The 17,291-nt window shown below is 60.4% G+C and carries 14 protein-coding genes, 5 pseudogenes and 1 riboswitch; of the genes and pseudogenes, 10 read left to right on the top strand and 9 right to left on the bottom strand.

Features of this window, described 5'->3' with window-relative positions; translation table 11 throughout:
* Positions 1 to 81 precede the first annotated feature (81 nt).
* The 4 genes and pseudogenes from AC0NIL_RS29030 to AC0NIL_RS29015 all read right to left on the bottom strand — a co-directional run.
* Positions 82 to 831: pseudogene (locus AC0NIL_RS29030) on the bottom strand (uroporphyrinogen decarboxylase/cobalamine-independent methonine synthase family protein); the annotation flags it as partial.
* 94 nt (positions 832 to 925) lie between these two features.
* Positions 926 to 1,124: riboswitch (cobalamin riboswitch) on the bottom strand.
* Positions 1,125 to 1,289: 165 nt separating this feature from the next.
* Positions 1,290 to 2,282: an adenosine kinase gene (locus AC0NIL_RS29025; RefSeq protein WP_474048306.1), complete on the bottom strand. Its 993-nt coding sequence runs from the start codon at positions 2,280 to 2,282 to the stop codon at positions 1,290 to 1,292.
* A gap of 85 nt (positions 2,283 to 2,367) precedes the next feature.
* On the bottom strand, positions 2,368 to 3,546 hold the full coding sequence (gene metK / locus AC0NIL_RS29020) for a methionine adenosyltransferase (protein WP_473574129.1): 1,179 nt from the start codon (positions 3,544 to 3,546) through the stop codon (positions 2,368 to 2,370).
* Between the two features lie 55 nt (positions 3,547 to 3,601).
* Positions 3,602 to 4,939 (bottom strand): serine hydroxymethyltransferase, encoded by a 1,338-nt coding sequence (locus AC0NIL_RS29015; protein WP_473574130.1) that lies wholly within the window; start codon positions 4,937 to 4,939, stop codon positions 3,602 to 3,604.
* A 100-nt stretch (positions 4,940 to 5,039) separates the two neighbouring features.
* Between AC0NIL_RS29015 and AC0NIL_RS29010 the strand changes: the two genes are divergently transcribed.
* Positions 5,040 to 5,222 (top strand): hypothetical protein, encoded by a 183-nt coding sequence (locus AC0NIL_RS29010; RefSeq protein WP_473574131.1) that lies wholly within the window; start codon positions 5,040 to 5,042, stop codon positions 5,220 to 5,222.
* Between the two features lie 519 nt (positions 5,223 to 5,741).
* Here the strand turns inward: AC0NIL_RS29010 and AC0NIL_RS29005 are convergent.
* From AC0NIL_RS29005 to AC0NIL_RS28985, 5 genes and pseudogenes are all read right to left on the bottom strand, one after another.
* Positions 5,742 to 5,951: pseudogene (locus AC0NIL_RS29005) on the bottom strand (hypothetical protein); the annotation flags it as partial.
* A gap of 27 nt (positions 5,952 to 5,978) precedes the next feature.
* Positions 5,979 to 6,767, bottom strand: a pseudogene (locus AC0NIL_RS29000) (ISAzo13 family transposase); the annotation flags it as partial.
* On the bottom strand, positions 6,692 to 6,913 hold the full coding sequence (locus tag AC0NIL_RS28995) for a hypothetical protein (RefSeq protein WP_473574158.1): 222 nt from the start codon (positions 6,911 to 6,913) through the stop codon (positions 6,692 to 6,694). The pseudogene AC0NIL_RS29000 and the gene AC0NIL_RS28995, both read right to left, overlap by 76 nt.
* Positions 6,914 to 6,977: 64 nt before the next feature.
* Positions 6,978 to 7,170: pseudogene (locus AC0NIL_RS28990) on the bottom strand (ISAzo13-like element transposase-related protein); the annotation flags it as partial.
* 228 nt (positions 7,171 to 7,398) lie between these two features.
* Positions 7,399 to 7,692: pseudogene (locus tag AC0NIL_RS28985) on the bottom strand (tyrosine-type recombinase/integrase); the annotation flags it as partial.
* A gap of 417 nt (positions 7,693 to 8,109) precedes the next feature.
* On the opposite strand from AC0NIL_RS28985, the gene AC0NIL_RS28980 reads away from it, so the two are divergent.
* From AC0NIL_RS28980 to AC0NIL_RS28940, 9 genes are all read left to right on the top strand, one after another.
* Complete coding sequence (locus AC0NIL_RS28980) at positions 8,110 to 9,126, top strand: DUF1403 family protein (RefSeq protein ID WP_473574132.1); 1,017 nt, start codon at positions 8,110 to 8,112, stop codon at positions 9,124 to 9,126.
* 5 nt (positions 9,127 to 9,131) lie between these two features.
* Entirely contained in the window at positions 9,132 to 9,839 is a 708-nt protein-coding gene (gene scpB / locus AC0NIL_RS28975) for an SMC-Scp complex subunit ScpB (protein ID WP_473574133.1), read from the top strand.
* 316 nt (positions 9,840 to 10,155) lie between these two features.
* Positions 10,156 to 10,551 (top strand): hypothetical protein, encoded by a 396-nt coding sequence (locus AC0NIL_RS28970; protein ID WP_473574134.1) that lies wholly within the window; start codon positions 10,156 to 10,158, stop codon positions 10,549 to 10,551.
* A 218-nt stretch (positions 10,552 to 10,769) separates the two neighbouring features.
* The gene (locus AC0NIL_RS28965; RefSeq protein WP_473574135.1) at positions 10,770 to 11,468 is read left to right on the top strand and encodes a hypothetical protein; all 699 of its coding nucleotides are present in this window, start codon (positions 10,770 to 10,772) and stop codon (positions 11,466 to 11,468) included.
* Positions 11,465 to 13,456: an ATP-binding protein gene (locus AC0NIL_RS28960; protein ID WP_473574136.1), complete on the top strand. Its 1,992-nt coding sequence runs from the start codon at positions 11,465 to 11,467 to the stop codon at positions 13,454 to 13,456. The genes AC0NIL_RS28965 and AC0NIL_RS28960 overlap by 4 nt, the downstream gene beginning before the upstream one ends.
* 38 nt (positions 13,457 to 13,494) lie before the next feature.
* The gene (locus AC0NIL_RS28955) at positions 13,495 to 15,357 is read left to right on the top strand and encodes a hypothetical protein (RefSeq protein ID WP_473574137.1); all 1,863 of its coding nucleotides are present in this window, start codon (positions 13,495 to 13,497) and stop codon (positions 15,355 to 15,357) included.
* Between the two features lie 232 nt (positions 15,358 to 15,589).
* Positions 15,590 to 15,886 carry a hypothetical protein gene (locus AC0NIL_RS28950; protein WP_473574138.1) on the top strand — a complete coding sequence of 99 codons (297 nt, stop codon included), beginning with the start codon at positions 15,590 to 15,592 and terminating at the stop codon, positions 15,884 to 15,886.
* Positions 15,876 to 16,457 carry a type II toxin-antitoxin system VapC family toxin gene (locus AC0NIL_RS28945; protein ID WP_473574139.1) on the top strand — a complete coding sequence of 194 codons (582 nt, stop codon included), beginning with the start codon at positions 15,876 to 15,878 and terminating at the stop codon, positions 16,455 to 16,457. Before AC0NIL_RS28950 ends, AC0NIL_RS28945 begins: the two co-directional genes overlap by 11 nt.
* 201 nt (positions 16,458 to 16,658) lie before the next feature.
* On the top strand, positions 16,659 to 17,270 hold the full coding sequence (locus AC0NIL_RS28940) for a dTMP kinase (RefSeq protein ID WP_473574140.1): 612 nt from the start codon (positions 16,659 to 16,661) through the stop codon (positions 17,268 to 17,270).
* Positions 17,271 to 17,291: the final 21 nt, after the last annotated feature.

The raw sequence follows: 17,291 nt of genomic DNA, 5'->3' as shown, positions 1-17,291 counted from the left end.
TCGTTGCGTTCGAACTCGCCATGTACCAGACAGCGGCCCGAAATAGGTAGCCAGCATAATTTTCAACTTGGGCGCGGCTTTAGACAGCTGCCCGTAGGTGAATTCGAAGGCAGCTCGTTCGTTCGGGTTGAGATCGAGCACAAGCGCCGGCTCATCAATCTGCACCCAGTCGGCCTCCGAGAGCTCCAGCCTCTGCAGTAGTTGCTCGTGGAGCGGCAGCAGGCGCGGTAGCAGCGCTATGGGATTAAAGCCCTGGTCGGGAGACTTCGCCAGCTTCAGGAAGTTCACCGGTCCAAGGATGACCGGGCGTGTATGGATGCCGAGCTCTTTTGCCTCAGAAAGTGATCGACTGGTTTGGTCAACGAGAGGGCGAATGTCTGATCGTCGGCCAGTTCCGGCACGATGTAGTGGTAGTTCGTGTCGAACCATTTGGTCATTTCCATTGCGGTCACGCGCTGCCCCTGAACTGCATGCCCGTGACTGGCGTGTCCGCAACCCGCGCTATCGCTTTGCGTGCCGCGCGCCATTGCGAAGTAGATGTCAAGCGGGACCTCGCCGCCCGTCCAGCCGTAACGAGCTGGCACGGCGCCGACCATTGCTGCAGTGTCGAGCACATGGTCATACAGTGAGAAATCGTTCGACGGGATTCGACACGCCGCGGTCATGCTGCTCGCTCCAGCTGGCGGCACGCAGCGCCTTCGCCGTGACCAGAAGGTTGGCAGCAGAAGATTTTCCGGACCAGTAGCTTTCGAGCGCGAATTTCAGTTCTCGCCGGCGACCGATACGCGGCACGCCAAGCGTTGCTGTGGGAACTTGCTGGGAGACATTCATTCCATACCCCGATGGTTGGGGGCGGGGACAAGGAAGGCGCTAACAGGCCCGGCCTCAACGCCGAGCTGCCGCGGCCACCAGACACCCCGCCCGTGGACTTTGTTCACCGTGGCAGGTCTCCTGGCTCGCGGGTCACAGCCTCTGCCGTCTTCCCGGGGCAGTTCGCCCCAGTGACATTGGTGGGGTTGGCTCGCCGCTTACAGTTGCGGGGGCAGCGCCGGCATTGCTACCGGCTTCCCTCTTAGCTCCACTGGGGCAACGCCTTGCGAAGAACCACACGCGGACAAATGATCGGACGGCAGTACTGGCCCGAAGTGCGACAGTGTTCCTGAGCCTCAACAATCAGAAATTTAGAGAAAACCGGCCTCCTTCTCGGACTGGTACGCGTTCGATTTACACGCGCTCGTCTGGACGGCCTGCAGGGGGGAAGGTGGGCAATATGTGGCCGAAATGCTGCCCTACAACAACTTCGCCTGCTCAGCCTCTCGGCGCAAATTCTGGCGCGGCCTTGGGCCGATCTGCTGGATCACCAATCCGGCCGCCAGCGAGCCGAGATCGCCGCAGGTCTTGAGGTCGCGGCCTTGTGTATAGCCATGCAGGAACCCGGCGGCATAGAGATCGCCGGCGCCCGTCGTGTCGACCAGTTCCTTGATGGCGGTCGCCTTGATCACCACCGTCTCGTCGCCGCGCACGATCACGGAGCCTTTGTCCGAGCGGGTCACGGCGGCGATCCGGCAATCCTTGCGGATCTGGGCCAGCGCCTCGTCGAACGACGATGTCTGGTAGAGCGACTTGATCTCGTGGCTGTTGGCAAAGACGATGTCGACCGTGCCCGAACGCATCAGCTCGAGGAATTCGTCGCGGTAGCGGTCGACGCAGAACGAATCCGACAGCGTCATCGACACTTCGCGGCCTGCCGCGTGCGCCAGCTTCGCCGTCTGGCGGATTGCCTCCTTGGCGCGCGGCGGGTCCCACAGATAGCCTTCGAAATAGGTGACCTTGGCGCCAGAAGCCTTGTCGGCCTCGACATCCTCCGGCCCAAGCTCGACGCAGGCGCCGAGATAGGTGTTCATCGAACGCTCGCCGTCAGGGGTGACGAAGATCATCGACCGCGCCGTCGGCGGCTCGCCCTTGAGCGGCGTGGTGTCGAAGGCGACGCCCTGCGCATGGATGTCGTGGGCGTAGATTTCGCCCAGCGCATCGTTGGAGACCTTGCCGAAGAAAGCGGCGCGGCCGCCGAAGCTGGCGACGCCGGCCGCCGTGTTGCCGGCACTGCCGCCGGACGCCTCGATCGCCGGACCCATGCGGCTGTACAGCAGTTCGGCGCGTTGTGTGTCGATGAGGTTCATCGCGCCCTTGATGATGCCGTTGGTCTCGAGGAATTCCTCGTCGCACTGGGCGATGATGTCGACAATGGCATTGCCGATGCAAAGCACGTCATAATCCGGCATCAAAATCTCCGCCAAAAAACCCGAGCCGGCTTCTCGCCACGCCGGGGCCGGCCTGTTTTTGGCCGACGCATCCAATACCCGTGCATCACGCAGCTGCCGGTCCTGCCTCTCGCAACAGCTCGTCAGCTCTGTCCGTCTTTTCCCAGGTGAACTCCGGCTCTTCGCGGCCGAAGTGTCCGTATGTCGCGGTCTTGCGGTAAATCGGCCGTAAGAGATCAAGCGTCTTGATGATGCCTTTCGGCCGGAGATCGAAAAGCTCAAGGACGGCGCGCTCGATCCTTTTTTCATCAATCTTTGCGGTTCCGAATGTATTGACGAGGACTGAGACCGGCGCGGCCACACCGATCGCATAAGCAAGCTGAACCTCGCACACCTCCGCAAGTCCGCTGGCAACGACGTTTTTTGCGACGTACCGCGCCGCATAGGCGGCCGACCGATCGACCTTGGACGGGTCCTTGCCCGAAAAGGCGCCGCCGCCGTGACGCCCCATGCCGCCGTAGGAATCGACGATGATCTTGCGGCCGGTAAGCCCGCAATCGCCGCGCGGCCCACCGACCACGAACCGGCCTGTTGGATTGACCAGGAACCTTATCCTGGTCGTATCCAGGTCGTCGTGAGGCAAGACCGGCCTTATGATCTCCTCAATGACGCCTTCGCGGACCGTGGCTTGTGAGACCTCGTCGTCATGCTGCGTCGACAGAACTATGGTATCAAGCGCTACCGGGCGCAAACCCTCGTAGCGGACGGACACTTGAGATTTCACGTCCGGGCGAAGCCAGCCAAGGCGTCCGGTTTGGCGCACTTCTGCCTGTTTTTTTGTCAAATCGTGAGCAAGTTGGATTGGCAACGGCATCAATGTTTCGGTCTCGTTGCACGCGTACCCGAACATGAGGCCCTGATCCCCCGCTCCCTGCTCGAGATCCTGCCCTCGTCCCTCGTCGACGCCCTGGCTGATGTCGGGCGACTGCTCGGTCAAGGCCAAGATCACGGCGCAACGCCGGCCGTCAAAGCCGATCGCATCGTCGTCATATCCAATGTCTAAAATGATATCGCGGGCAACTTGGCTGTAGTCGATCTGCGCGTGGCTGGTGATCTCGCCAGCCAGAACGACCATCCCTGACTTCACCAACGCTTCACAAGCAACGCGAGCCGTAGGATCCTTGCGAAGGATCGCATCGAGCACGCCATCTGAGATATTGTCGGCCATCTTGTCGGGATGTCCCGCGCCGACGGATTCTGAAGAGAACACGAATTGTCTGGTCATGAAAATGTCCTCGCTTCAAACGTTGGAATTGGACGTGACAGTTGATCCTGCCGCCTTACCTGTCGGAGATGCCAGGCACGTCGAACGCAGCGCAGAAATCGGCAACGTCTCTGCGCACGCTGGCATGGACGTCCGAATCATCGGGCTGGCGGCAAACCAGGTCGATGAAAGCGGCAATCTGCACCATCTCGGCTTCGCGCATGCCCACAGACGTCACTGCTGGCGTGCCTAACCGTATGCCGCTGGTGAGCGCGGGATGGCGCCGGTCGCCCGGCACCATGTTGAAATTGGTAATGATCCCTGCTTCCGACAAGCGCTCGGCATAGGCTTTCCCAGACAGCGGTCGGTCCCGAAGATCAAGGATCAGCATGTGATTGTCAGTGCCCCCCGTTACGAGTTCATAACCTCGCTCCAGAAGCGCCTGGGCCAGAGCCTTGGCGTTGCTGACGATCTGCTGACCGTACACACGGAAGGATGGATTCCCTGCTTCGTGCAGAGCGACAGCCAGCGCGGCAATCGTATTCATGTGCGGTCCGCCCTGGAGGAGAGGGAACACGGCACGGTCTATGCGTCTGGCCAGATTGTGTTTGCTCTTGGAATGATATAGCGCCTGATAGCGGTCTTCATTCCTTGACAAGATGAAGCCACCACGAGGGCCGCGGATCGATTTGTGAGAGGTGCTGGTGACCACATCGCAATGGCCAACGGGATTCGGATGCACGCCTGCGACAACGAGGCCGCTGACGTGGGCGATGTCGGCCACCAGATAGGAGTTCACCTCCGAAGCAATTTCGGCCATTGCCTTGTAGTCAAAGATACGCGGATAAGCAGTTCCGCCGACCCAAATGAGCTTCGGTCGTTCGCGTTTGGCCGTCTCGCGCAAGCGGTCATGGTCAATCTGCTGCGTCTTTTCGTGTAGCCCGTACGGAACTCGCTCATAGTCCGTGCCGGAGAAGTTCACGCCCCAACCGTGCGTCAGATGCCCGCCGGCGGGGAGGGGCAAGCCCATCATCTTGTCTCCCGGACACAACAGCGCTCGACAGACAGCCTGATTGGCCGGCGAGCCGGAATAAGGCTGCACGTTGGCGTGTTCACAGCCGAATAGCGCCTTCAATCGCTCGATGGCGAGGTTCTCAAGCTCATCGACAATCTCGTTTCCGGCGTAGTAGCGCGCGCCGGGATATCCCTCGGCATACTTGTTGGTGAAAATAGACCCGGTCGCTTCCAGCACCGCGGAGGACACGAAGTTCTCGGAGGCGATAAGTTTGAGGGTCGTCCGCTCCTGGCGCTCCTGTCTTAAAAGCAGCTCGTGAACGCGAGAATCTGCGACAGCCAGATGAGGCCATTCGCAAGTGTCAAGCTCCGCGATGGCGCCGCCAGTCGAATTGTTCATATCAGCTTCGCGCTCCATTGGGACTAAGTTTCGGGACAAGCAGGCGGCCACCTTTGACCGCGCCCTGTATCGCTTCCAGGCGCTGTAGGTCTTGTCTGTGATGGCCATCGCCGTGGGGCAGGAGATCAACCAACAATTGAACCAAGCCGCCGTCCGAGCATCCTGCTTCGAGGTGGTACGAAGGCCAGGGGCGCTGTTCGTTGCCGAGAAGAAAGCCAGCTCTGGCGAGCTGGCGGACGTGTGCGATTACGTGCTCACGCGCCAGACTCAGAACTTCTGCTAGCTCGCAGACGGTTAGGTCCGCATGCGCACAAAGTCCCAGGATTCGAAGTCGATCAAGATGAGCCGCGGCCTTTAGGCGCTTGACCAGTGTCATCATTTGCCGGCACTCGTTGTATTGACTTCGTCCATTTGGCGTCCTCCCACTCTTTCAGAGGCAATCTTGCCGTCCGACGAGGTCGATACGCTCGACCGCATCGCGGATCGTTTCCGATACATCGCCTCGAACAAGGCAAATGCTCCTGCCGGCTCTGCTTTCGACGGGGCCACAGCGCCACGGTCTCGACCGGCAGCTCAAAGTACATATTCAGGGAGGTTTAGAGTGCTAAAAGTCCGCGATTTTCTTTGAAGGATCTGTTGCGACCCGTGCGTACCGGCGTTGGACAGCCCGATCAGGAGGACGTCATCGAGGTTTTTGCGCGCGGCGGCAAGGAGGCTCCCTGCTGAGCCCTATATTGCGACAGTACCGGCGGGGCCAAATACGTTTCGGCAGTCACACGCTCATCTTACTTTAGTCACTTGTTCATCCAAGCGTGAACTCTGTCGAGTGAACCGATATCGACTCGAAGCCCCAGCCATCGCGGGACGATCTGGTTGGCCGCTTGAGGTGGACATGCTTGGGCAGGTCGGCACTGGCGAGCGCCTGACCGTCGCTGTCGTTGCTGATGTCGGCGGCCTGTCTCAGGCCGTCCAGGCCGAGTGCCTGCAGGACGCGGGCATAAATGCCGCGCGATCGCGCAGCTGATGATCCATGCCTGTACTAAGGATACCGCGCACAATAATTGCTACGACGTCGCGGCTTGATTGTGTAGTTCCATTCAGGATGGAACGTGTCGCCGGTGATGTCGAGAACTGCCATCTCGGCGTCGCTGACCTTGATGCCCTTCGGGTAGGTGCGTGTGTCGAGTGCGCAGTCGACCTTGAGGCCGGATTTGGTCGTCGTCGCGCCGATCAGCTCGACCACCGCGACACGATCCGTCAGCGGCCGACCGCGCCAGTTCTGGGTGATGTGGCAGAACAGGCGATGCTCTATCCTGTTCCACTTGGAGGTGCCCGGCGGATAGCGGACGTGGAGGGTGAGGCCGGTCTCGTCAGCGAGCCTCTGCAGTTCGATCTTCCACAACCGCACGCGTGCACCGTTCGAGCCGCCGCAGTCTGCGGTGATCGTCAGCTCGCTTGCTTTTGGATAGCGCTCGCGTCCCATGCGCTCGCGCCAGCAGCGGATTGCCTGCACCGCGAATGCGGCCGTGTCGCTGGTGATGCCGACGCTGACGAAGCCGGCGTTGGCCGTCACGTCGTAGACGCCATATGGCACGACCTTGCCAAGCGCCTTGTCCTCGAAGTCGTGCACGTTCACACGGCGAGGATTGCCCTCGGGGCGATAGTCGGAGCCGGCGTTCCTGAAGTTGCCGACCAACTCCTTCTTCTTGGTGTCAACGGAGATGACCGGCTGTCCCGCAGCCTGCGCGGCGATCACCTTGGCGTTGATGTGCTCGAACTGCGCGTTGCGGTCCGGATGCCGCGAGCCTTCGTCGGCCTTGCGATCGCTGGGAGACGGTCGGGTGCAAGCTCGATGAGCGCGGCCGTCGTCCAGATGTCCTCGCCGCGGTTGATCGTCGAGCGGGCCAACCCGGTGATCCTGGAGACGACCGCTAGCCCACCCCAGCCGGTACGCACCTCGGCCGCTGCGAACATGCGCTGAGCCGCTACCTCGGGGGCAGGTTCGCCGTGCCGGCGGCGGACGCAGGGCGGTGAGCGATTGCGCTGACGAAACCGAGCTTCACCAGCTCCTTGGCGACCGTGTCGGCGCTGATCGGATGGCCAGTCGCCGTCAGCGCGGCGGCGAGTTTGTCCATGCTCTTCGACACCCACAGCAGCGGTCGCTCCGGATCGCCTAGCGTGACCGGCTCGACCAGGCGTTTCAGCTCGTCAACCAGCCCAGGGTCGCTCTCTAGCGTCCGAGTCGATCATCCGACCGACCTACGCCTGTTCGGCGCCTTCAGGAATCCCTTCGACCTGAGTCACACCGAAGGACAGCGCGATTCACTTAATGTCGGACCGTCCTAAGCGTCGGCCGCCGACAGTCTAGACGCAGCTCGCTGTGCTCGACGAGGCGTTGTCATCACCTCATAGAACCTGACCGCCTCACCAGCGATCAACTGGGGAGGGGAGGGCGCTTTTCAGAGCCCGGCCGCCTTGGTGAGATTGATACGCGGTCGCGGGGGCGCTGGTACTTGCGCGTCATCTCGGCGCTGGTATGGCCCAGTTGCTTTTGCACATTGCGCCCCATCGACTTCGGCCGAGGAGGCGAGCCCGGCGCGTAAGGAGTGGCTAACGAAAAGTTTTGCGGGTTCGCCTTTGGCAAGATCGCCGCGCACGCCGGCGGCAAGCGCGGTCCGCTTGACGAAGCGGGCGACCTCCTGATCATTAAGCTGGTCGGCGCCGACCGCCTCGCACTGGCCGGTGACGCGCCGGCACGGGATTGGCGACTGCCGGTAGTCGGGTCGCCAGCGACGAACGCCCGGAGCCATGGCGGAGGGACTGGGCTTCGGCCGCCGGTTCACCCGGCATCCCGCCGATCTCCGAGACGACGGCGATGATGTTAGCGAGATCGTCGGCGTCAAGCGCGGCGGTTTCGGCCGACGGCTGCGCGGCCAAATGTCATCCCGGTGCCCGTGCTGTGGGGCGGTCGGGAAGCTTGCTCGGCGTGAATTTTGGGCTTCTGCTCGCCGGAATGGCCATTTCTCAATGCAGAAAACGGCCAACTTCTGATAGAGAACAATACGAGCTATAAGGCAACATTATCACTCGTTGTTGCAGCGCGACAGGCGCGGCGTTTTATACGCAATTCGATTGCCAAAAGCGCCGCCGTGATTCATCCTTCTCGGTAGATGATTCTGCGCCCCAAACCCACTCCGCGCCACGCCACGCTAGCCGGTGCTCCTTCGACGGCGCCGATGGCAACGGTGCCGGCTTGGTTGCGCCGGGCCATCCCGGATGCGCAAAGCCTTGCGAGCAAAGACGTAGAGGAGGTGGCGCTCGTTGTCGGCGCCGCCATCGGCGCGCTCGATGCGGTGGTCCGCCGGCAGGAGCGGTGGGCCGGCGCCTGGCGGCAGCGGCTGGCGCTTTCGGCGGCCGCTGCAACGGCAAAGCAGGCCGGCCGAGTCGAGGACGAAGCGGCCTTGCGCGATGCCGTATTGCTTACAAGACCGGGCGACAATTTCGGTCCCGCCGGCCTTTTCCTTCTTGCTTGGCGGCGGCTGGCATCTCGGCCAGCGGACGATCTGCTGACGGAGAGAAATGTCGCGGCGGTGCTGGAAGATCTAGGTCTCACACTCAACGATGAGGCGGTCAGCGATCTGACGGACGATCTGCGACAGCTTGCCGCCAACACCGGCACGGTCGAAACGCTGGTCGGGGCCTTCGCGGCCGCGGAGCGTTACGGCTTCCGGCGCGTTCTCGGAGCCTGGCTTGCCGATGTCTTGCTCGCGCAGCGGCTAGGCTGGACACATGCAATCCCTTTGTTGGGCGCCGAAGCGACCTTAGTTGTGGGTACGGGCCGGGCGCGTCGACCAGGGACTGCCGCTCTGGCTGCCGGCGCCGAAACGGAAGCCGATTGGGCTAAAAGCCTGCTGGCCGCACAGGCGCGCGCTGCGCTGCGCGCCATTGATCTTTTCGCCGAACTTGAGCGCCGCGCGGACCGGCTGCTTGCGGTTGCGCCGAAACTCCGGGCCAAGGCGGCGGACGTCGTCGTGGAAAGGCTGCTCTCTGACGACGCGATCGTCGCTTCGGAACAAATCGCCGGCATGAGCGATCGCGGCCTGCGCCGCCTGTTCGACCGGCTGGTCGAGCTCGGTGCCGTGCGTGAATTGTCCGGCCGCGCCACCTTCCGCATCTACGGGCTGTGAAGACCATGGTGGAGTCGGCGCGCAGGCGAGAGGGGAGCCGGTCAGATGACCGTCGAACAGCTGACCAGTTGTTTGACCGGGAACTCGATGATCTGCCGCCGGAGGCGCGCTGGCGCGAATGGATGCACCGCGTCGAGGCAACGATTTTTGCGGCCAGCGAGCCGGTCAATCGCGAAACGCTCGCCCGCATCGTCGGAAAAAGCTGCAGCATTGATCTCCTCATCGACGACATTCGCGAGGAACTGCGCGGCCGGCCCTACGACCTGGTCGCCGTCGCCGGCGGTTTTCGGCACCTGACCCGGCCTGCCTATGCCGACGCCATCCGCAGTGCAGTCGGCGGAAACGAGCGCGCGGCAGACCTCACGCAGTCAGAGGTGCTCGTGCTGATGTGTATCGGCTACTTCCAGCCGATCACCCGCGCCGAACTGTCGTCTTTCTTCGGCAAGGAGATCAGTCGCGATTTTATTGGTCATCTGCGCCGCGCCGGCCTGATCGCTTCCGGTCCGCGTAGCCCGACGCCGGGCGCGCCCTACACCTACGTGACGACAAAAGAATTCCTGCTGGAGTTCGGCCTCGACACGCTGCGCGACCTGCCGGATTTCGAGGCACTCGAAGATGCCGGGCTGCTGAGCAAAGAGAAGCTGTTGGCGGGGGATATCATGCCCGACTTTGCCGCCGGCCAAGAGGAAGTCGGAGGTGAGACGAGCGAATAGCTGCGGGCGTTCGACGAACTCGACACTTTGTTCAGTCATTGTCGAAATATGCAGCAAATTTCGGACATAGCGCGATTCCGACTGAAGGTCTTGCGTCTCACTCGTCGGGCCTGTCGCTCTCGCCACTTTTTGGGGCAGTCACTCGCATACTCGAACAAAGGAAGAACAATGGCTTTGACAATTCCTAGAATCGGTAGATGATCACCGGTCACAGCTTTCGGCGAGGTTGCGTTGAATACCGTGAGCCCTGAGAGGGGTGGATAATATCTACCAGCCGCACCGCTTTCTCCATTCAACAGTTGATGGGACGAAGTTCATGGCCAAAGACTCTGCACTATTGTCGGAGCTTCATAAACTTATTGGGCAGCGGATGGATGCTGGCCAGATTGCACAACCAAGCCAAATCGTTGCAGATATTTTCGAGAGCAAACCTCTGGCGGGCCCGCATGCTGACTTCTATAAAGCGTTCGCTAAGAAGGAACTGGTAGGTGTCGTCACACGCATGTTGAAGCGCGTGGGGATGAGCGACGATCCTGCGTCTCCACAGATGGTCTTTCCCGGCCACACTCGCTTGGTCAAATCGTATCCTGTGCTTCGCGATGGTGAACGCTCCCTGGTTCCAATAGGCCTTTGCACAACGCACGAACTTTCTAACCATGTCTCGCTTCTTCGAAAGCAGGCAAAGGTTGCGAGAACCACGCCGCAGAATTAGAGGAGTATCTGGCCAACAAGGCTTCTCGGAGGGAGAACCAAGCAGAAATGAAGCAGTTTGAAAAGACCGAAGCCGAACCGGCGTGATAGTCGAGGTGGCTTCTTCCACCGTTTCCTTCACCCCCACATACCTTAGGGATATGCCGAGGTAGGGTCGCACTAGATTCGCGAAATCAAATCATTTCAGATATCATCGTCCCTGTTGGGGGCGCTTCCGATATGGATATTTTGATCGAAGGGGAGGGGCCGGAGGGCGAGACTTCGCCGCGTTCACGAGCATCGCGCGAGCCGAGCTACAGGCATCGCGACGCGCTTAGGTTGCTCTTCATCTTGGTTGCGGGTGGCGAAGACGTCGCCAAACCCACAGAGGAGGCCGTGAAGGTCTTTCGAGCCGAGAAGCGTTTGATGGCCATGGATTTCCTTGTCCGTTATCCCGACTATTTGGGTGACGCACTGCTGGATCTCCACGAGGAAACCCGCGAGCCCGAGCTGCTGGAAGCGGTTCAGCGCATCTTCCTTGACGACGAACCTTCCGTCAGAATGGTGCGGATGGTCCGCTGGCGGCACGGTGCCTACCAGAATGTCGAGGATGCCCTTGCCATGCTGAGCTATTACGGCCTGACGAGACCGATGCAACTCGCCGGTGATGACGGCAAGATTCGTCGGTACGAGTACCTCATATCATCGAAGGCGATCTCGTTCCTGGACAGGTGCATTCAGGATCACCCGGAGTTGGAGTGGTATCGTGATCGATTGGCTTTGATCATGCGGGTTGCCACCGGCAAGAGCGGTTCTGCGCTGAAGGAATGGCAGTATGAGCACCCGGAATACGGAAACACCATCCAAGGCGACGTGATACCGACCATCAGGGAGCAAGTCGAACAACGCCTGGCCAAGATCATTGGATTAAAATCATGAGAAAGGAACGGACCATCGAGCCGACCGAGTCCGGCTGGATCAAGGCCATCGCCGAAGACAGCGGCAGTTCGGAATCGGATGTGCGTACCGTGCTGCTCAAGTTTGGGGTTCGCGCGCAGACCACGCCGCCCCGTGCCAAGAGCCTTCGCTTCGAGAGCATCAATTTAAGGGGCGTTCGAGCCGGGTCCGAGCGCGACGGACCGTTCAATCTGTCCTGGTCGGATCTGGGGACCGGCATCTGGGCGGTGATGTCCGAGCGCAATTTGCGCGGAAAGTCGTCCATCCTGAACCTGCTCCAAGCCGCAATCCGCGGCGACTTTCCCGGCCGGGTTAAGCCTGACGTCTGGAAGTGGCTGGAGACTATTGAAATCCGGTATCGCGTCGATGAGGTCCTGCATCGCCTGGAATTGCGCAAGGCGGCCGGCGAGGAGAAAGCGGCGGAGGGTAGGGCAATGCTGAGCCGGAGCGACAGCGACGGTCAGTGGATCACGCTCTACGAAGGCGACGCCGGGGACGGGCTGAAGTCGCAAACCGAGCACCTGATGATGGAGGAGCTCGATTTTCCGTTAATTTACGCCCACAACAAGACTACGGGCGGTCATCCACATGGTTGGCCACTGATAGCATCGACGTTCTTTCTGTCGAGCTCAAACGAGCCTAAGGCACTGTTCGGCGACCTGCCCATCGACGGGCTCCCCCTTCGCCTGCTCCAACTGTTCATCGGGTTGTCGTGGGTCTCCACTTATAGCGCTGCGTTAACTGCGCAGAAGCAGGTCGAGCAGGGGCTGACCAATCGGCCGAACCAATCCGGCGTGAACGCCTTGCTCAATACCAGGCTTCTCGAGGTTGAGGGCCAGCTCGCCGAGGCGAAGAAAGCTCGTGGTGCCGGAGACCGCAGCGCAAAAAGACTGGAGCTGGCGCAGCTCGACGACGGGACCGCAATCAATAGGAAGGCGGCCGAGACCGCCCGGGTCGCCTTTGAGACAGACACGGCGACCGTCGCATCCGTCTCAGCCAGCTACGACGACGCGCGGCGAAGGCTTAAGCAGCTAGAGGACGAGCGGTCGGCAGGATACTCGTTTCGTCAACTCAGCCCGACTTGCTGCCCCGCCTGCGAGGCGGCCTTCGGGAAGGCCGCGCCGGCGGTTCAGCAGGGGGATGGCAACACCTGCGCCTTGTGCAAGAACGATCTGGCGAAACACGAAGACGACTTGGACAATCATCGCATTCAAGCCGCCCAGACCTTGGTAGAGGAACTGGCAACTTCTCTCCAGATCGCCAAGGCAAAACTCAAAGCCAGCGAGAAGACAGCGAGGGATGCGACCGAACAGCTCCGCGCTGTAATCAGCAGGGTGCGAGACCTCCAGGAAGTCATCTCCACGTCACCGGCCGATCCCGAACTCGTCGTGGTGCAGTTGGAAGCCCAAGCCCGGCAGCTTCGGGAACTACTGGCCTCCCTGCAATCGCCTGCCAACGACGATACCGAGACGCAGGGCGAACTTAAGATTCTCTGCGCCGCTACCGAAGTCAGCAAGACGTTGATGACCGTTATGCAGTCGGACGTTCTGAACGCGATCGCCGATTCGGTGATGGCTCTCGCCAAGAAGTTTGGTGTTTCCCACGTCACCAGCATGCACCTCGATGCCGGTGGGAAATTAAAGGTCCACCAAGGCGGCGCCGATATCTATTTCAGCAATCTGACGATGGGCGAGAAACTGCGCATCAAGATCGCCATCTCGCTGGCGGCGGTGGAGGTGGCCAAGCGTCGTGGGCATGGCCGGCATCCAGGCCTGCTGATCATTGACTCGCCGGCGTCGGAAGAGGTCGTGAACGAGGACTTCGAACAGATGCTTGACAGTGTTGCCTCAGCTGCGAAGGACATCGGAGGCGTTCAGATCATTATCGGCACCATCGCGCGCAAGGCGGTAGAGGCGGTTGTGCCTAGCGATCATCGACTGCACGCAAAGGGGGATGGGTACCTCTTCTGACTGGCGGAGCGACGGAAGACAAATTTGAGCTTCTGACGATGAGCGGTTGGGCGATCTCAGATCCGGGAACGGCACACCAGAACGAGTTGCTGGCCGCGATCGAAGGCCTGCCTTCCGAAACCGATCGCGCCGACGTGTTCTGCTGGCTGACCGGTTGGGCGCCCGATGCCGCCGTTCAGCGCGCGCTGCTGCGGCTACTCGAGCGAGAGGACGACGCCACCTTCATTGCGGAAATGGTCGACTGCCTCGATGGCCTGCCCGCGATACCGCAGGCTCTCGGCCGCAGCGCCTGGGAGATATTCCGCAGCCGTTTCGAGTCCCGGTCTGAGCATGGCTGGATGCGATCGCAAGCGTTGCGTGGCGCCCTGGTCGTGGCGCAGGACGATCCCAGCTTGGTAAGGCGCCTGCAGTCGTACCTCCTGGACATCACGGTAGACGACGACAGCGCCTATCTGCGTCACGTAGCGAAGGTTGCAGGCGCCATCCTGCGCCGATACCCCGACGCCGATTTCCGGGACCTTCTCTCTCGGTTGGTCAAAGTCGACGCGGCATCGGACGAGGCCGCACTCGAGATGGGGCTCGATCGGCTGCAGGAAGGGTTGCTGGCCAGAACCCACGATGCACTAACTTCATCGTTGGCGGACGCCCAGGATTGGTTTCGCCGTTCGCTCGCCATGAGCGAGGGACGTTCGGATGCCGCGCTTTATGAGATCTGCACGTCGGTCCTGATCGATGTGCAGGCCAGGGGGCTGCATTCCGAACTCACACTCGATCTGCCGAAACTTCGGCGCGCCGCCATAGAGTACTCGGCCTATGCCAAGGATCGTCACTCTGCGGGATCATGGCTCGGTACGTCATCCCGCGAGCGTTTCTGCTGGCTGTCGATGGCCACCAAACTGGCCATGATCGCTCACACGTTCACGAAGGGCATCTGGCTGCAAGCGGCCATCGTGATCGAAGACGAACTGCTCTCGATCTTCTTTGCCAGCGAGAAGGTGTTCTCCCGGTCCGATGGCCATGGCGTCGATATTCTCGGACGGGAGGCGCTCGTCCAATCGCTGCGCAAACGACGATACTACCTGCAAACCTTGGATCAGTGGCTCGCCGAGAACGCGGACAGCGATCTGGCGCTGAATGTCGGACAGCTACGCGACACGGTGCAGCAGTCACTGGCCGGAGCCATCCATCGCAGCCCTTTTGACGAATCGACTGAAGGCTGGCTGGTCGATGTCCTCAAAAAAGCCGGCCTCGACGCAGCTACAGCCGAGATGACCGCGGCGCAGTTCGACGTGGGGATAGATCGCAATCGGCAAGTGGCCGAGCTGTGGGCCGCCGTCATGGAGAAGCTCTCGGACAGTCCCGATTACCAGCGCGATTATTCCCGAGCGCTGCTGGAACACATGTGTACGCTCATCGTGCGTTTTCTCGATTTTCGCGCCAACGTTGGCAAGAGCACCGATCCGTCTGCCGAGTACGTATTTCGGCGCGGCGCCGATCTGCCGATCGAACACGACCTTCAACTGGATTTTCTTAAGTTCCTCACGACGTCGGACGCGCCATCGTTTCGAGCCGAAGCCCGCGATTCCGGTGGCGGCCGCGCCGACATCGCTATCCAGTATCGTGGCGTGAAGTCGGTCGTCGAGGTGAAGAAGGACGACAACGTGCCCGACAACGCCGCCCTTGCAAAGCGATATGCTGGTCAGGCAACAGGCTACTTGACGACTGGTGTCCGTTTCGGTTTCCTACTGGTGCTCGACCTTACGGATCGGAATGGCCATCAACCGCACATTTCCGAGCAGATTAGCGTAGAGCGAAAGGTGCCGGAGGGATCTGACGTCGAGTACCATATTGTGGTGGCCAGGATTCAGGCCAAGCGCAAAACGCCGCATGACTTGCGGTAATCAGCCCATTGATGTCGTCATCGACAACGTCGTCTTGCAAAACTGCTGCAGACCTTTCCAGCAGACGGTCGTGGCTTTAAGGTCCGTTGCCGCTGACATGGCGGCCGTCTGTGACGCGGCAGCCTCGGTCTCATATTGACCGGCGGCCGGGATCACCCCCGCGACCGACCTCGACTACCCGTTGCATCTGTGTTGAACGTACACTATGTTATGTTCAACACAGGAGGCTGGCATGGGCGTTCAGATCCATACTACAACAGACAGCGAAGCAACGGTCGCGCTGACCCGCAACAAGCTCGTCCTCGAACAAGCGAGGGCCGTTGGTCTCCTTGGCTCCGCTAAGAATACGCGTCTGTCGGGGCGCGTACCGTCAGAGCTGATCGACGCGGCCAAGAAGCGGGCCCACGTCACGTCGGACACCGAGTTGTTGGAGCTTGCTCTGTCGCGGCTGGCGCTGGAGGATGACTTCGGGGCTCGCCTCGTCAAGCGCAAAGGCACCATTCCCTCGGATATCGATCTTGGGATTTGACCTCGCCGATACCCTTCGATCATTCAAACCGCAGAAACGCCTGGGGACGCTCGTGCGCCGGGCCGATGACGATCTGCCATGGGTCGACGACGAGCCTATTATTGGCGGTCCATTGTTTTTGGATACGACAGTGTATCTGGATGTCCTTCAAGGCCGATCACCGGCAGAGGTGGACAGGCTTCTGACGTACAGGCTATGTCATCATTCAGCTGTGTGCCTTTCCGAGCTGACATACGCATTCGGCCGATTGGATCCAAAGCACACGTCAACGAAGATCGCACTGGAAACAATCCGGGCGACAGTCGCGGATATACCCGAGCACCGACTTCATGCCCCTGACACTGCCATCTGGGGGCAATCCGGCATCCTCGCCGGCCTGCTTTTCCGAATGAGCAATTTGCCAAAAGGCGAAGGTCACGAACGCAAGTTCGTCAACGACGCTCTGGTTTGCCTGCAGGCGCGGCAGCTGGGTGCGAGTGTGCTCACGGGAAACATTCGGGACTTCGACTTCCTTTCCCAACTCGTACCAACGGGGCGAATTGTCCTGTATCGAACACTAGAAGCCTCGTGATTCGCATGAGTTCGGCGGCCTCAGAATACCGCGTGACCTTGCGCCAAAATTCGGACTCCTTCTAAACTGCGGTTAAACCTTTCGCCGTATCAATGGCCGCTGAGTATGAAAGCCTCGACTGCGACGCTGGCGTTTTGCTGAGCTTGACGGTTTAACTAGATGCCATTCTGCTTATCTATTGGCCGGTACATGGGGGCGTAAATGTCTGGAAAATTATTCTTTATCGAGGGTCCGGACGGAGTTGGCAAAACGACGACGATCGATCTCTTGAAGGTCGCCTTAGTGCAACGATCTGGCCGCTTTGAATTCTTGAGCTTTCCGGGGAGAGCTGAAGGCACCCTTGGCGCAGTCGTTTACTGTATTCACCACGATCCGGCGGCATTTAGAATAGCGACAATGAGCGAGCTCTCGAAGCAGGCGCTTCATGTTGCTGCTCACCTTGATGCTATCGAACGGCTGATAGTGCCAGCGCTGAAATCTGGGACACATATCTTCCTCGATCGTTTCTGGTGGTCGACGCTCATCTATGGCGCGGCCGCTGGTGTCCATCAAGCCGGCCTCCGAACACTCGTGGAAGCCGAACGACTTGTCTGGGATAAATTTCAGCCGGCACTTGCCATTCTTCTCGATCGGGATCAGCCAATCGATCGGGATGACGAGATCAGCAGTTGGTTGAAGCTGCGTGACGCTTACCGGAGTCTCGCGCTTGAGGAAGGTTCTCATTATCCAGTGGAAATTGTCTCAAATATGCGAACACCCGTAGAAGCAGCTTCGGCGATCGTCACGCTTATCGAGAGGACGCTGGAGAAATGATGTCCGAATTTCAGACATTGC

The sequence above is a fragment of the Mesorhizobium sp. WSM1343 genome, from assembly GCF_055901535.1.
The sequence above is the reverse complement of the archived record's forward strand: the minus strand, read 5'-3'. Positions and strand labels throughout refer to the sequence as shown.

What these genes read in the sequence shown, in the direction of transcription:
- AC0NIL_RS29010 (WP_473574131.1), top strand. Translation starts at nt 5,040, where the DNA reads ATGGCCATCGCCGTGGGGCAGGAGATCAACCAACAATTGAACCAAGCC.
- AC0NIL_RS28960 (WP_473574136.1), top strand. Translation starts at nt 11,465, where the DNA reads ATGAGAAAGGAACGGACCATCGAGCCGACCGAGTCCGGCTGGATCAAG.
- AC0NIL_RS28965 (WP_473574135.1), top strand. Translation starts at nt 10,770, where the DNA reads ATGGATATTTTGATCGAAGGGGAGGGGCCGGAGGGCGAGACTTCGCCG.
- AC0NIL_RS28970 (WP_473574134.1), top strand. Translation starts at nt 10,156, where the DNA reads ATGGCCAAAGACTCTGCACTATTGTCGGAGCTTCATAAACTTATTGGG.
- AC0NIL_RS28995 (WP_473574158.1), bottom strand. Translation starts at nt 6,913, where the DNA reads ATGTTCGCAGCGGCCGAGGTGCGTACCGGCTGGGGTGGGCTAGCGGTC.
- AC0NIL_RS29025 (WP_474048306.1), bottom strand. Translation starts at nt 2,282, where the DNA reads ATGCCGGATTATGACGTGCTTTGCATCGGCAATGCCATTGTCGACATC.
- AC0NIL_RS29015 (WP_473574130.1), bottom strand. Translation starts at nt 4,939, where the DNA reads ATGAACAATTCGACTGGCGGCGCCATCGCGGAGCTTGACACTTGCGAA.
- AC0NIL_RS28955 (WP_473574137.1), top strand. Translation starts at nt 13,495, where the DNA reads ATGAGCGGTTGGGCGATCTCAGATCCGGGAACGGCACACCAGAACGAG.
- AC0NIL_RS28940 (WP_473574140.1), top strand. Translation starts at nt 16,659, where the DNA reads ATGTCTGGAAAATTATTCTTTATCGAGGGTCCGGACGGAGTTGGCAAA.
- AC0NIL_RS28950 (WP_473574138.1), top strand. Translation starts at nt 15,590, where the DNA reads ATGGGCGTTCAGATCCATACTACAACAGACAGCGAAGCAACGGTCGCG.
- scpB (WP_473574133.1), top strand. Translation starts at nt 9,132, where the DNA reads ATGGTGGAGTCGGCGCGCAGGCGAGAGGGGAGCCGGTCAGATGACCGT.
- metK (WP_473574129.1), bottom strand. Translation starts at nt 3,546, where the DNA reads ATGACCAGACAATTCGTGTTCTCTTCAGAATCCGTCGGCGCGGGACAT.
- AC0NIL_RS28980 (WP_473574132.1), top strand. Translation starts at nt 8,110, where the DNA reads ATGATTCTGCGCCCCAAACCCACTCCGCGCCACGCCACGCTAGCCGGT.